The organism is Pseudonocardia halophobica (assembly GCF_027922425.1).
GTDB lineage: Bacteria > Actinomycetota > Actinomycetes > Mycobacteriales > Pseudonocardiaceae > Pseudonocardia > Pseudonocardia halophobica.
The window spans coordinates 1-13,631 of sequence record NZ_BSFQ01000054.1; the positions used below are offsets into that span (position 1 = coordinate 1).

At 76.7% G+C, this 13,631-nt stretch carries 8 protein-coding genes; 5 read left to right on the top strand and 3 right to left on the bottom strand.

Features of this window, described 5'->3' with window-relative positions; translation table 11 throughout:
• Positions 1–1,561: alpha/beta fold hydrolase (locus PKE99_RS34395; protein WP_271214961.1), on the top strand; the 1,561-nt coding region annotated here is incomplete at its 5' end.
• A 4-nt stretch (positions 1,562–1,565) separates the two neighbouring features.
• Here PKE99_RS34395 and PKE99_RS34400 read toward each other — a convergent pair.
• From PKE99_RS34400 to PKE99_RS34410, 3 genes are read right to left on the bottom strand one after another with little or no spacing between them, the layout of a single operon-like run.
• Positions 1,566–2,021, bottom strand: coding sequence for a universal stress protein (locus PKE99_RS34400; protein WP_037050288.1), 456 nt, complete (start codon positions 2,019–2,021; stop codon positions 1,566–1,568).
• Complete coding sequence (locus PKE99_RS34405) at positions 2,018–3,304, bottom strand: MFS transporter (protein ID WP_037050286.1); 1,287 nt, start codon at positions 3,302–3,304, stop codon at positions 2,018–2,020. Before PKE99_RS34405 ends, PKE99_RS34400 begins: the two co-directional genes overlap by 4 nt.
• Positions 3,301–3,843: a MarR family winged helix-turn-helix transcriptional regulator gene (locus PKE99_RS34410; protein WP_197040787.1), complete on the bottom strand. Its 543-nt coding sequence runs from the start codon at positions 3,841–3,843 to the stop codon at positions 3,301–3,303. The genes PKE99_RS34405 and PKE99_RS34410 overlap by 4 nt, the downstream gene beginning before the upstream one ends.
• 127 nt (positions 3,844–3,970) lie before the next feature.
• On the opposite strand from PKE99_RS34410, the gene PKE99_RS34415 reads away from it, so the two are divergent.
• From PKE99_RS34415 to recD, 4 genes are all read left to right on the top strand, one after another.
• Complete coding sequence (locus PKE99_RS34415; RefSeq protein WP_037050284.1) at positions 3,971–4,426, top strand: DUF6319 family protein; 456 nt, start codon at positions 3,971–3,973, stop codon at positions 4,424–4,426.
• Positions 4,427–4,546: 120 nt separating this feature from the next.
• On the top strand, positions 4,547–7,891 hold the full coding sequence (gene recC, locus PKE99_RS34420; protein ID WP_271214962.1) for an exodeoxyribonuclease V subunit gamma: 3,345 nt from the start codon (positions 4,547–4,549) through the stop codon (positions 7,889–7,891).
• Entirely contained in the window at positions 7,888–11,670 is a 3,783-nt protein-coding gene (locus PKE99_RS34425) for a UvrD-helicase domain-containing protein (protein WP_063739834.1), read from the top strand. The genes recC and PKE99_RS34425 overlap by 4 nt, the downstream gene beginning before the upstream one ends.
• The gene (gene recD, locus PKE99_RS34430; RefSeq protein WP_037050280.1) at positions 11,667–13,628 is read left to right on the top strand and encodes an exodeoxyribonuclease V subunit alpha; all 1,962 of its coding nucleotides are present in this window, start codon (positions 11,667–11,669) and stop codon (positions 13,626–13,628) included. The genes PKE99_RS34425 and recD overlap by 4 nt, the downstream gene beginning before the upstream one ends.
• The last annotated feature ends 3 nt before the right edge of the window (positions 13,629–13,631 follow it).

Here is a 13,631-nt window from a genome sequence, read left to right on the forward strand (position 1 = left end):
GCTGCGCTCCCCGGGCGCCACCGCCGGCCGGGCGGCGGGCCTGCTCGCCGAGCTCGGCCGCATCGGGCTGGGCGCGCGCCCGGCCTCGGGCCGCACGGACGACCCGCGGCACGCCGACCCCGCCTGGGCGGACGACCCGCTGCTGTCCCGGCTGCTCCAGGGCACCCGGGCGGCCCGCTCCTCCGCGCTGGAGCTCGTCGAGGACCTCGCCGCCGACGCCGACGACCCGGACCGCCTCCGGGTCGCCGTCGCCCGGCTCGCCGACCTCCTCGCCCCCGGCACCAACCCGCTGCTGCACCCGCGCGGGCTGCGCGACGCCGTCCGTTCCGGCGGCTCGAGCGCCGTCCGGGCGGTGCGCGCCCTGGCGGCGGACCTCGCGTCCCCGCCGCGGCTGCCCGAGGGCGGCGCCCGCCTCGAGCCCGGCACCGAGACCGCGACCGCGCCCGGCGCCGTCGTGCTGCGCACCCCGCTCTTCGAGCTGATCCGCTACCTGCCCGCCACCGAGCAGGTCGCCGAGGTGCCGGTCCTGGTCGTGCCGGGCGTGGTGAACCGTTTCCACCTCGTCGACCTCGCCCCGGACCGCAGCCTGGTGCGCCGGCTCGTCGCGGCCGGTCAGCAGGTGTTCGCGTTGTCCTGGCGCGATCCCGGCCCGGAGGACGCGGGGCTGGGGCTCGACGCCTACGCCGAGGCCGTCGTCGAGGCCCTGGCGGCGTGCGAGCGGATCTGCCGGGTGGACCGGACCACCCTGTTCGGCATCTCCACCGGCGGGTTGCTGGCCGCGGCCGTCACCGCGCGGCTGGAGCGGCAGGAACGGGTCGCGGCGCTCGTGCTGGCCGGCACGACGCTCGACCGCGAGCGCTCGCGCACCGGCCCCTCCGCCGCGCCGGTCGACGACGCCGAGGTGCGCGCCGCCGTCGCCTCGATCGGCCGGGCGGGCCTGCTCGACGGGCGCCGGCTCGCCGAGATCCACGCCCTGCTCTGCCCGGAGGCGCTGGTCTGGCCGGCCTGGGAGCGCCGCTACCTCGCCGGCGTCGACGAGGGCGACATCCGGCCCGATCCGCTGCGCGCCTGGAACCTCGACGCGCTGCACGTGCCCGCCGCGCTGTTCCGCGACCTCGCCGGGCTGGCCCTGACGGGTGCGCTGACCCGGCCCGGGGCCGCGCACGTCCTCGGCGGCCCGATCGACCTCTCCGCGGTGGACCGGGACGTCTACCTGCTCGCGGGCGTCGCCGACCGGGTGGGGAGCTGGCAGGCCGTCTACCGGACCTCGCAGGTGCTGGGCGGCAAGTGCCGGTTCGTGGCCGTCCCCGGCAGCACGGCGGCCGCGGTGGGCTACGGCACGAACGCGCACCGGGTCGCCGCGGGTGCGGTGTCGGCGGGCAACCCGGCCGACGCCGAGCGGTGGCGGGCGGCCTCGCACGTCGAGCAGGGCTCGTGGTGGGAGGACCTGGTCACCTGGCTGGGCGAGCGATCGGGCGCCGTGGTCGACGCACCGCCGGAGCTGGGCGGACGCGGGCTGCACCCGATCCACCCGGCCCCGGGGACCTACATCGGGACCTGATCGGTCACGGGACCACGGTCACGGGCCAGCGCCCGGCCCGGACCACGCGCACGGCCACCGAGCCGAAGAGCCTGTGCCCGGCCTGCACGCTGGCCCCGACGAGGATCGCGTCGGCCCGCTCGCGCTCGGCGACCTGGGTCAGCGCCGGCACCGGATCGCCGACGACCACCTCGAACGCCACCTCGACGCCGTACTGCGGCCCGAGCTCCTCGGCCCCGGACCGCAGCTCCTGCAGCAGCGAGTCCTCCTGCGGGTCGGTCACGGCCGCGGCCGCCAGGGGCACCGCCGTGGCGAAGGCGACGGACGGGATCCGGTCGGCGTACACCGCCACGACCCGGCCGCCCTGCCGGCGGGCCTGGCCGACGGCGTAGTGCAGTGCCCGCCAGCCCGTCTCCGACCCGTCGATGCCGACCACGACGGCCCGCGGGCCGTCGCAGCCGTACTCGAAGCCGCCGCTCACCGTCGCCCGCCCTCGCGCCCCAGCGCCTGCTCGGCGAGGATCGCCTCCTCCTCGACCGCGGGCACCCGGGTGACGGCCTCCTCGGCGGCCGCGTCCTCGGCCGCGGCGTTCTCGTCGGCGTCCTCCAGCGCGCGGTGCACCGTGCTCAGCAGCAGCGCCCCGGCGAGGACGACGACCGCGGCGATCCAGAACGGGACGTGCACGTTCAGGCCCTCGGCCAGCAGCCCCGCGACGAACGGGGCGAGCCCGCCGCCGATGAACCGGACGAAGCCGTAGGTGGCGCTGGCGACGTTGCGCGGCACCGGCGAGATGCTCATGACCGCGGTCGTGACCAGGGTGTTGTTCAGGCCGACGAACGCGCCGGAGAGGACCACCGCGACGATCACGGTGGGCACCGAGCCGGAGAAGGTGCCGATCACCGCGAGGATCACGGCGACGCAGATCAGGCTCCCGTAGAGTGTCCGCGCGGTGCCGAAGCGGTCCTTGAGCCAGGTGGCGCCGAACACCGCGAAGAGCGCGACGAGCACGCCCCACGCGAAGAACACGGCGCCCAGCCGCAGCGCGGAGAGGTTCATGAGGAACGGCGCGTAGCCGAGCAGGGTGAAGAAGCCCCAGTTGTAGAGCAGGCCGACCAGGCTCGTGGTGCGCAGGCTGCGGTGCCGCAGGGCGGTCAGCGGCTCGGAGAGCCTCGACGGCTCGGCGGGCCTGGGGGTCTTGTCCACGAACACGACGGTCGCGACCAGCGCGATCAGCATCAGCGCCGAGACCCCGAAGAAGGGGCCGCGCCAGGAGATGTTGCCGAGCAGGCCGCCGAGCAGCGGCCCGGACGCGATGCCGACGCCCAGCGCGGTCTCGTAGAGCACGATCGCCCCGCCGAACCCACCGCTCGCGGAGCCGACGATCACGGCGAGGCTGGTGGCGATGAACAGGGCGTTGCCGAGGCCCCAGCCGGCCCGGAAGCCGACGATCCCGCCGATGCCGCCGGCCAGTGCGGCCGCCGCGGCGAACACGACGATCAGCGCCAGCCCGATGACCAGGGTGCGCTTGGCGCCGATCCGGCTGGACACCCAGCCGGTGACGAGCATGGCCACCGCGGTGACCACGAGGTAGCTGGTGAAGAGCAGCTCCACCTGGGTGTGGCTGGCGTGCAGCTGCGTCGCGAGCGCGGGCAGGATCGGGTCGACGAGGCCGATGCCCATGAACGAGATGACACAGGCGAAGGCGACGGCCCAGACGGCCTTCGGTTGCCGGAACGGACTTGCGGACGTGCCGTGAGAACTCACGACGGCTCCCCCTCGGTACGGGTCTCGCGGGTGGTCGGGGTGCCGGCGGCCTCGCCGCCCGGCCCGGTGGGGCCGGTCGGGGTCGTCGGGTACGGGGTGTCGGTCAGGGCGGCCAGGGCGTGCGTCGCGCCGAGCAGCGCGCGCCGGTCGTCGGCCGACAGGGTGGTGATCCGCGCGGCGAGGAACTCCGTGCGCCGGGCGTGCCGGCCCGCGATGTAGGCGCGGCCCGCGGCGGTGGCCGAGACGAGCGTGGCGCGGCCGTCCGACGGGTCGGGGGCGCGCTCGACCATCCCGGCGGCCTCCAGCCGCCCGACTATGCCGGTCATCCCGGGCTGCGAGGTCCGCTCCTGGGCGGCCAGCTCGGTGACCCGGCGCGGCCCGTGCCGGTCGAGGTCGTCGAGCACGGCGAGGGCGACGGCGTTCCACTCCTCGGCCCGCAGCGTGCGGCGCAGCCAGCTCGCGGTGCGTTCGAGGACCTGGGCGAGCTCGGCCACCTGCGCGTCGTCGCGCGCCGGGCGCACGGATGCCGTGGGGGTCACGTGCACCATTACATCACGCAACTATATAAGTGGTCGATGCACCGTGGCTCACACCCGGATCCCGGAGCGGTCGAACGCCTGTTCTACGGTCACCCTTGGACGTTCCGCCCGTGAGGAGAGGGAGCACGTGACCGCCGAGACCGAGAGCACCTCGACGACCGCCTCGACCGACACCGCCCCGACCGGGGGTGCCGCACCCGACACCGCTCCTTCCGCCGCTGCGACGCCCGAGGGGGGCGCGGCCCCCGCCGGGGCGACGGCGGCCGAGCCGGAGAAGCGCAAGCGGGGCCGGCCGAAGGGCTCGACGGCCCGCACGACCCGGGTGGTCGAGCTGACCCTCACCGTGAGCGGCACGGCCGACGGCGAGTGGCAGGCCGAGCTCAAGCGCGGCACCACCTGGCTCGCCCGGGCGCTGCCGGTGTCGGCGGGCGCGGTGCAGAAGGCCGCGGCCGAGCTGCACGCCGAGATCTCCGGGCCGATCGAGGAGGTCATCGGCGAGGCGCGGGCCACCCGGGAGGCCAAGGTCGCCGAGCTCGAGGCCCAGTTGGAGCAGGCCAAGAAGGCACTCGCCGAGCTCGACTGACCCGCCGCGCCGATCCCGCGACGATCCCGCGCCGGTCCTGCGCCGGTCCCTCGCCGACGGCCGCCCACCGGTCGGCGCCGGGCCTGTGGACACGCCGCGGGGGCCTCGCCGGAACCGTCGGTGGGCGTCGCTAACTTGGCCCACGTGTGGGTGGTGCACCGGGCCGAGCGGGCCGACCGGCTGGCCGACGCGCTCGCCGAGGTGATCGGCGGGCCGGCGGCCGATCCGTTCGTGCCCGAGATCGTCGCGGTGCCCGAGCGCGGCGTCGAGCGGTGGCTCGGGCAGCGCCTCGCGCACCGGCTGGGCACCGTCGCGGGGGCGGACGGGGTGTGTGCCAACGTCCTCTTCCCGCCGCCCGGGCAGGTCCTCGCCGAGGCGGTCGACGCCGCCACCGGGACCGACCCGGAGACCGACCCCTGGCACCCGGCGCGCGCGGTGTGGCCGCTGCTGGAGGAGGTCGTCGCGGCCGTCGAGGCGCCGGGCGAGACGTTCGCGGCGCTGGCCGCGCACCTTTCGCAGAGCGGCGGCAGCCGGACCTACGCCGTCGCCCGCCGCCTCGCCGACCTCTTCGCCGGCTACGCCGTCCACCGGCCGGACATGCTGCGCGCCTGGTGGGCGGGCTCGCCGCAGGGCGTGCCGGAGGACCTGCGCTGGCAGGTCGAGCTGTGGCGGCGGCTGCGCGCCCGGATCGGCGTCCCCGGCCCGGCCGAGCGCCTGGAGCAGGCCGAGCGGGCGCTGCGCGCGGACCCGGGCCTGGTCGAGCTGCCGGACCGGCTGTCGGTGTTCGGTCCCACCCGGCTGGCCGCCGAGCACCTCGCCGTGCTGTCCGCGCTGGCCGAGCACCGCGAGGTGCACCTCTGGCTGCCGCACCCCTCCCCCGCACTGTGGGGGAAGCTGTCGCCGGCGCAGGGCGCCGCCGTCCCGCGTCAGCAGGACGGGTCGGCCGGCGAGGTGGTCAACCCGCTGCTCCGGTCCCTCGGGCGGGACGTGCGGGAGCTGCAGCTGCGGCTGCCCGCCGGGGTCGCGGACGTGCACCATCCGGCCGACCCGGCGCCGGCCACCCTGCTCGGGCGTCTGCAGGAGAACCTGCGGGAGGACCGGCTGCCCGCCGGTGAGCTGCCGCTGCTCGATTCCGCCGACCGCAGCGTGCAGGTGCACGCCTGCCACGGGCCGGACCGGCAGGTGGAGGTGCTGCGCGAGATCGTCCTCGGCCTGCTCGCGGCCGACGAGACCCTCGAACCGCGGGACGTCATCGTCATGTGCCCGGACATCGAGGCGTTCGCGCCGCTGATCTCGGCGTCGTTCGGGCTGGCCGCCGCCCTGCCCGAAGCGGGCGCGGCGGGCGCCGACCCCGAGGACACGCATCCCGGGCACCGGCTGCGCGTCCGGCTCGCCGACCGGGCGCTCCGGCAGGCCAATCCCCTGCTGGGCACCGTGTCGGCGCTGCTCGAGCTGGCCGACTCCCGGGTCGCCGCCTCGCAGGTGCTCGACCTGGTCGGCTCCGCGCCGGTGCGCCGCCGCTTCCGCCTCGACGACGACGCGCTGGACCGGATCGGCGAGCTGGTCGTCCGGGCCAGAGTGCGCTGGGGGCTCGACGGCGAGCACCGCCGCCCGTTCAAGCTCGACGGGTTCCCGCAGAACACCTGGGCGGCGGGGCTGGACCGGATGCTGCTCGGGGTCGCGATGGCCGAGCGGCCCGGCGAGCAGGGCTGGCTGGGCACCGCCCTCCCGCTCGACGACGTCGACTCCTCGGACGTCGACCTCGTCGGCTCGCTCGCCGAGCTCCTCGACCGGTTGCACACGACTCTCGGCGCGCTCGCCGGGCCGCAACCGCTCACCGCCTGGGTCGCGGCACTGCTCGACGGGCTGTCCGCCCTCACCGCCACCACTGCGTCCGAGGCGTGGCAGGACGCGCAGGCGCGGGCCGAGCTCGCCGAGGTGGTGCGCTCCGCCGGCCCGCAGGGCGGCACCGTCCCGCTCACGCTGTCGGACGTGCGGGGTCTGCTGGCCGACCGGCTGCGCGGCCGCCCCAGTCGGGCGAACTTCCGCACCGGCACGCTGACCGTCGCCACGCTGGTGCCGATGCGGTCGGTGCCGCACCGGGTCGTCTGCCTGCTCGGGGTGGACGACGGGGTGTTCCCCCGCACCGGCGCCCCCGACGGGGACGACGTGCTGGCCCGCGACCCGCGCGTCGGCGAGCGGGACCCGCGAAGCGAGGACCGCCAGCTGCTGCTCGACGCGATCACGGCCGCCACCGAGCACCTGGTCGTGGTGCACTCGGGCATGAACGAGCGGACCGGGGCGGACCGGCCGCCCGCCGTCCCCCTCGGCGAGCTGCTCGACGCGGTCGACACGACCGTCCGGGTCGAGGACGGGCGGGCGAGCGAGGCGATCACGGTCCGGCACCCGTTGCAGCCCTTCGACCCGCGGAACTTCACCCCCGAGCTCACCGCGGGGACCACGCCGTTCAGCTTCGACCGCAACGCCCTGGCCGGTGCCCGGGCGCTGCAGGGCGAGCGCCGCCCCGTGCCCCCGTTCCTCGCCGCGCCGCTCGCGCCGCCGGAGTCCGGCGACACCGTGGAGCTCGACGACCTGGTGCGCTTCCTCGAGCACCCGATGAAGGCGTTCCTGCGGCAGCGGGTCGGCATGGTGCCGCGCTCCGAGGACGAGGAGCCGGCCGACGCGTTGCCCGTCAGCCTGGGCGGGCTGGACGAGTGGGCGGTCGGGAACCGGATGCTGCGGGACCGGCTCGCCGGTGCCCCGGCCGAGCAGTGCGTGCAGGCGGAGTGGCGGCGCGGTGAGCTCCCGCCCGGCACGCTCGGCGGGGCGGTGCTGGAGAAGGTCAACAGCGCGGTCGAGCCGCTGGTCGAGGCGAGCGCGCAGCTGCGGACCGGGGAGCCGGTGTCCCGGGACGTGGCGGCGGACCTGGGCGGGCTGCGGGTCGTCGGCACGGTCGCCGGCCTCTACGGGTCCACGCTGGTCACGGTCGAGTACTCGCGGCTCGGGCCGAAGCACCGGCTGCGGGCCTGGGCCCGGCTGCTCGCACTCACCGTGACCCGCCCGGACACCCAGTGGCGGGCCGTCACGCTCGGCCGCGGGCGCGGCGGCGGGGCCATGCGCGCCACGATCCGGCCGCTCGGCGCCGACGAGGCCCGGGCGGCGCTGGCGGACCTGGTGACATTGCACCGCGAGGGGCTGTGCGAGCCGCTGCCGGTCTCCACCCCCTGCACCGCCGCCTACGCGAAGGCGCGCCGGGCGGGTGCGGCGGCGCGGGACGCGGAGCTGGCCGCGGCCAAGGAGTGGACGTTCGAGAAGGAGGACGAGGCGATCGTCGCGGTGCTGGGCGCGGACCCGGAGTTCGAGCGGCTGCTGGAGCAGCGGGGGGTGGTGGAGACCCGGTTCGGCGAGCTGGCCGAGCGGATCTGGCGGCCCCTGCTCGACGCGGAACACGTGGAGTTGTTGTGACACAGGTGCTCCTGGCCCACCCGCAGTTCGAGGTCGACGGCCCGCTGCCCACCGGCACCACCGTGCTGGAGGCCAGCGCGGGCACCGGCAAGACCTTCACGATCGCCGCACTCGCCACCCGGTACGTCGCCGAGGGGATCGCCGCGCTGCCCCGGCTGATGCTGGTGACCTTCGGTCGTGAGGCCACCCAGGAGCTGCGCGAACGCGTCCGGGAGCGGCTCGGCGCCACCGAGCGCGGGCTCGCCGCCGGGGTGCCCTCGGCGGACCCGGTCACCCGACTGCTGCAGCAGGGCAGCCCCGAGGAGGTCACGGCGCGGCGGGCCCGGCTGCGGGCGGCGCTCGCGGAGTTCGACGCGGCCACGATCGCCACCACGCACCAGTTCTGCCAGCAGATGCTGGCCGGGCTCGGGGTGGCCGGGGACAGCGACCCCGACGCGGAGTTCGTCGAGCACGTCGACGACCTGGTCACCGAAGTGGTGGACGACTTCTACGTCCGCAAGTACGCCGCCCCCGGTGCCGGCCGCCCGGACTTCTCCCGGGACGAGGCGCTCAAGCTCGCCCGGCAGGCGGTCGGCGACCCGCAGGCCCGGCTCGAACCCGCGGACGCCTCGCCCGGCTCGGTCGCCGGGGTCCGGTACAACTTCGCCAAGGCCGTCCGTGGCGAGGTCGACCGGCGCAAGCGCGCGCGGCGGCTGTTCTCGTACGACGACATGCTGACCCGTCTCGCCGGTGCCCTGCGGGACCCGGTGCGCGGCGCCGCGGCCCGCGAGCGGCTGCAGGCCCGGTACGACGTGGTGCTGGTCGACGAGTTCCAGGACACCGACCCGGTGCAGTGGGAGATCCTGCAGCGGGCCTTCCACGGGCACGTCACGCTCGTCCTGATCGGCGACCCGAAGCAGGCGATCTACGCGTTTCGCGGGGCCGACGTGGTCTCCTACCTGGAGGCGGCGAAGGAGGCCGGGGAGCTGCGGACCCTGGGCACCAACTACCGCACGGACGAGGCGCTGCTCGAGGCGCTCGACGGGGTGTTCGGCGAGGTCGCGCTGGGGTCGGACCAGATCGTCGTCCGGCCGGTGGAGGCGCACCACACCGCGCGGCGGCTCGCCGGAGCGCCGTCGGACGAGCCGTTCCGGCTGCGGGTGGTCGACCGGGACCGGCTGGAGCCGCTCACCGGCCGGCGGCTGGGCCGGGCGCAGAAGGCGCGGGAGGTGGTGGCGGAGGACGTCGCCGCCGACATCGCCGCCCTGCTCGCCTCCCCCGCCACCGTCGAGGACCGGCCGCTGCGCGCCGGCGACGTCGCGGTCCTGGTCCGTACCAACGCCCAGGGCGTCCAGGTGCGGGACGCGTGTACCGCGGCCGGTGTGCCGGCGGTCCTGACCGGCACCACCAGCGTGTTCACCACCGAGGCCGCGGCGGAGTGGCTGACCCTGCTCGAGGCCGTCGAGCAGCCGCAGCGGGCCACCCGGCTGCGCGCCGCCGCGCTGACCTGCTTCGTCGGGCACACGGTCGAGGAGCTGTGCGGCGAGCGGGCCGAGGAGCTGATCGACGAGCTGGGCACGGACCTGCGGGCGTGGCACGCGGTGCTGGCCGAGCGCGGCGTCGCGGCGCTGCTGGAGGCGGTCACCAGCCGCACCCGGCTGCCGTCGCGGCTGCTCGGGCTGCGCGAGGGCGACCGGCGGCTCACGGACGTCCGGCACATCGGGCAGGTGCTGCACGGGGCGTCGCTGGAGCGGCACCTCGGCCCGTCCGCGCTGGTCGAATGGCTGCGCCACCGCATGGCCGACGCCGCGCGGGACACCACCACCGAGCGGAGCCGGCGCCTGGAGTCCGACGCCGACGCCGTGCAGATCGTCACGGTCCACCGCAGCAAGGGCCTCGAGTTCCCGGTGGTCTACGTGCCGTTCGGCTGGGACCGGTGGGTCAACGACAAGGCCGAGGTCCTGCTCGTCCACGACGACGCCGGCGCCCGCGTGCTCGACGTGGGCGGGGCCGTCGGGCCGCACCGCTCCGAGCGGCTGCAGCGGCACCTCGAGGAGGAGGCCGGCGAGGACCTGCGGCTGATGTACGTCGCGCTCACCCGGGCGCGCTGCCAGGTGGTGGCGTGGTGGGCGCCGACCACCACCACGGAGTGCTCGGCCCTGCACCGGCTGCTGGTCGGGCGGCCCGCCGCCGGCACCGTGCCCGAGGCCGGCTACCGGGTCCCGTCCGACGCGTCGGCGCTGGAGCTCCTGCGTTCGCTGCCGGGCGTGGCCGTCGAGACGCTCTCCGACCGCACCCCCGTCCCCGCCCCGGACCGCGACGGCGACCCACCTCGGCTGGGTGTGGCCCGGTTCGCCCGCCGGCTCGACGCGGCGTGGCGGCGCACCTCCTACAGCGCGCTGACCGCCGACGCCCACGGCCACCACACGGCGGTGGAGACGCCGGAGCCGCCCACGCCGGGCGTCGGGTCGGAGCCCGAGGAGCCGGGCAAGGACGACGAGGCCGAGCTCGAGCTGCTCGACGTCATGTCCGAGCTCGGGGCGGACCTGCCCTCGCCGATGGCCGACCTGCCGCTGGGCACCGGGTTCGGCACGCTGGTCCACGCCGTCTTCGAGCACCTCGACACCACCGCGGCCGACCTGGCCGCCGAGCTGCGGGCCCGGGTCGACGAGGAACTGGCCCGGCAGCCCGCCGAGATCGACCCGGAGGCGCTCGCGGCGGCGCTGCGGCCCGTCGTCGAGACGCCGCTGGGGCCGCTCGCGCGCGGGCGCGCGCTGCGGGAGATCCGGCCCGCCGACCGGCTGGCGGAGCTGGACTTCGAGATGCCGCTGGCCGGCGGCGACACCCCGTCCGGGCAGGTCACACTCGGCGACCTGGCGCCGGTGCTGCGCCGGCACCTGCCCGCCGGAGATCCCCTCGTCGGCTACCCGGACCTGATCGCCGCGCCCGGCCTGGCGGGGCAGCCCCTGCGCGGGTACCTGACCGGGTCGATCGACGCCGTCCTGCGGGTCGACGGCCGCTTCCTGGTCGTCGACTACAAGACGAACTGGCTCGGCCCGTCCGGTCCCGGCGGCCGCGAACCGCTGACCGCCGCGCACTACGCCCCGCCGGTCCTCGCCGCCGCGATGCAGGCCGCGCACTATCCGCTGCAGGCGCTGCTGTACTCGGTCGCGCTGCACCGCTTCCTGCGCTGGCGGCTGGCGGGCTACTCCCCCGAGCGGCACCTGGGCGGCACGCTGTACCTCTTCCTCCGCGGGATGTGCGGCCCGGACACCCCGCAGGTCGACGGCACCCCCTGCGGCGTCTTCGGCTGGCACCCGCCCGCCGCCCTGATCGCCGAGCTCTCGGACGTCCTCGACGCCCGCGTGACCGGCCATGATCGCCGGCCCGGACCGACCGCGGCCGCAGGTGGCGCCGAACGGCCCGAAGCGGTGATCACCCCGGACACCGACTCGGGCCCCACCGCATCTCCTGCCGAAGATCGGCAGCCGGGACCGCTCCCGGCCGAGGGCGGCCCGGAACGGTCCGGAACGGCGATCACCTGCGACGCCGACTCGGGCCCCGCCGCACCTCCTGTCCAAGATCACCAATCCGGACCGCTTCCGGCCGACCGCCGCGGTGGGCCGACCGAAACGGCGGTCATGAGCGATGGAGAGCGGGTGGAGTTGCCGCTCGACCTGCCCGAGCCCACGGAGGCGCCGCATCCGCGGGAGCGGACCTCACGGCCGCGGAAATCAGCGCACGTGGAGACCGAGGAGCCCGGGCTGTTCGATCTCGGTGACCTCGGAGGCGGCCGGTGAGCATCCCCCGGACCGCCGCCGCCCCGGAGCGCGATCCCTACGACCTCCGCACCGCCCGCACCGCCGCGGGCCTGCTGGGTGAGTTCAACGTCGCCGGGGTGCTGTCGGCTGCGGACGTGCACGTCGCGAGCCGGCTCGGGCGCCTCGGCGGCGATCCCCGGGGTGAGCCCGAGGAGGTGCTGCTCGCCGTCGCCCTCACCGTCCGCGCCATCCGCAACGGCTCGGTGTGCGTCGACCTGGCCGAGGTCGCCCACACCGTCCTGGGTGAGGGCGAGGAGTCGGTCGACGTCTCCGCCCTGCCGTGGCCCGAGCCGGCGGCCTGGCGCGCGGCCGTCGAGCAGAGCCCGCTGGTCGCGAGCGGCGCCGACGCCGCGTCCGGGCGCCCGCTGCGGATGATCCCGGTCGCGGGCGGCCGGGGCCTGCTCTACCTCGACCGCTACTGGGCCGAGGAGGAGCTGGTCCGCCGGGAGCTACGGGACCGCGCCGCCGCCGAGCAGCCCGAGGTCGACCCCGGCCGGCTCCGGGCCGCCCTCGCCCGGCTGTTCGACCACCCGGCCGAGGCCGGCCACGAGGCGGACGCGCCGCAGGGCACGGACCTGCAGCGGCTCGCCGCGGCCGTCGCCGCCCTGCGCCGGGTCACCGTGCTCGCCGGCGGCCCGGGCACCGGTAAGACCACCACGGTCGCCCGGCTGATCGCGCTGCTCCACGACCTGCACGAGCTCGACTCGCCGTCGCCGCTGCGGGTCGCGCTCGTCGCCCCGACCGGCAAGGCGGCCGCGCGGCTCGGCGAGGCGGTGGCCCAGCACACGGCCGAGCTGCCCGAGGAGGACCGGGCGCGCGTCGGGTCCCCGGCGGCGTCGACGATCCACCGGCTGCTCGGGCGGCGCCCCGGGTCGTCGAGCCGCTTCCGGCACGACCGGGCCAACCGCCTCCCGCACGACGTCGTGGTCGTCGACGAGACCTCGATGGTCTCCCTCACCCTGATGGCCCGGCTGCTCGAGGCGGTCCGGCCCGACGCCCGGCTCGTGCTGGTCGGCGACCCGGACCAGCTCGCGTCCGTCGAGGCGGGCGCGGTGCTCGGCGACCTCGCCCGCGCGGGCGGTCGCCCCGAACCGGCGCTCGAGGACCGGCTCCGGGAGGTCGGGGCGCTCGCCGTGGAGGACCCGCCGGTGGTCCACGGGGTGGTCACGCTGCGGCACACCTGGCGCTTCGAGGGCGGCATCGCCGAGTTCGCCGGCGCGGTCCAGGCGGGCCGGGCGGACGACGCGGTCGCCCTGCTCCGCGAGGGCCGCGCCGACCTGCAGTTCGTGGAGAGCGACCTGGAGGTGCGGGAGCCGGCGGGCCTGGAGGGGCTGCGGGCGGACGTGGTCGACGCGTCCGGCGCGCTGATCTCCGCGGCGGTCGCCGGCCGCACCGGCGAGGCGCTCGACGCCCTCGAACGCCACCGCCTGCTCTGCGCCCACCGCCGCGGCCCCTACGGCGTCACGCGCTGGGGCCTGGAGGTCGAACGCTGGCTGGCCCAGGCGCTGCCCGGGTTCGACGAGGTGGCGCCGGGCCAGCCCGGACCGTGGTACCCGGGCCGGCCGCTGCTCGTCACGGCCAACGACTACGACCTCGGCCTGTACAACGGCGACACCGGCGTGGTCGTGCGCCAGGGCGGCGCGCTGCGGGCGGTGTTCGGCCGGCCGAACGCGCCCCAGTCGTTCGCGCCCGCCCGGCTCGGCGGGGTGCAGACGGTGCACGCGATGACCGTCCACCGCAGCCAGGGCAGCCAGTTCGCCCGGGTCACCGTGGTGCTGCCGCCCCCGGACTCCCCGCTCCTCACCCGCGAGCTGCTCTACACCGCGGTGACCCGCGCCCGCACCGCCGTCCGGATCGTCGGCAGCGAGGAGGCGGTCCGCGCCGCCGTCGCCCGCCCCGTCAGCCGGGCCAGTGGCCTGCGGGAACGGATGGGTTGACCG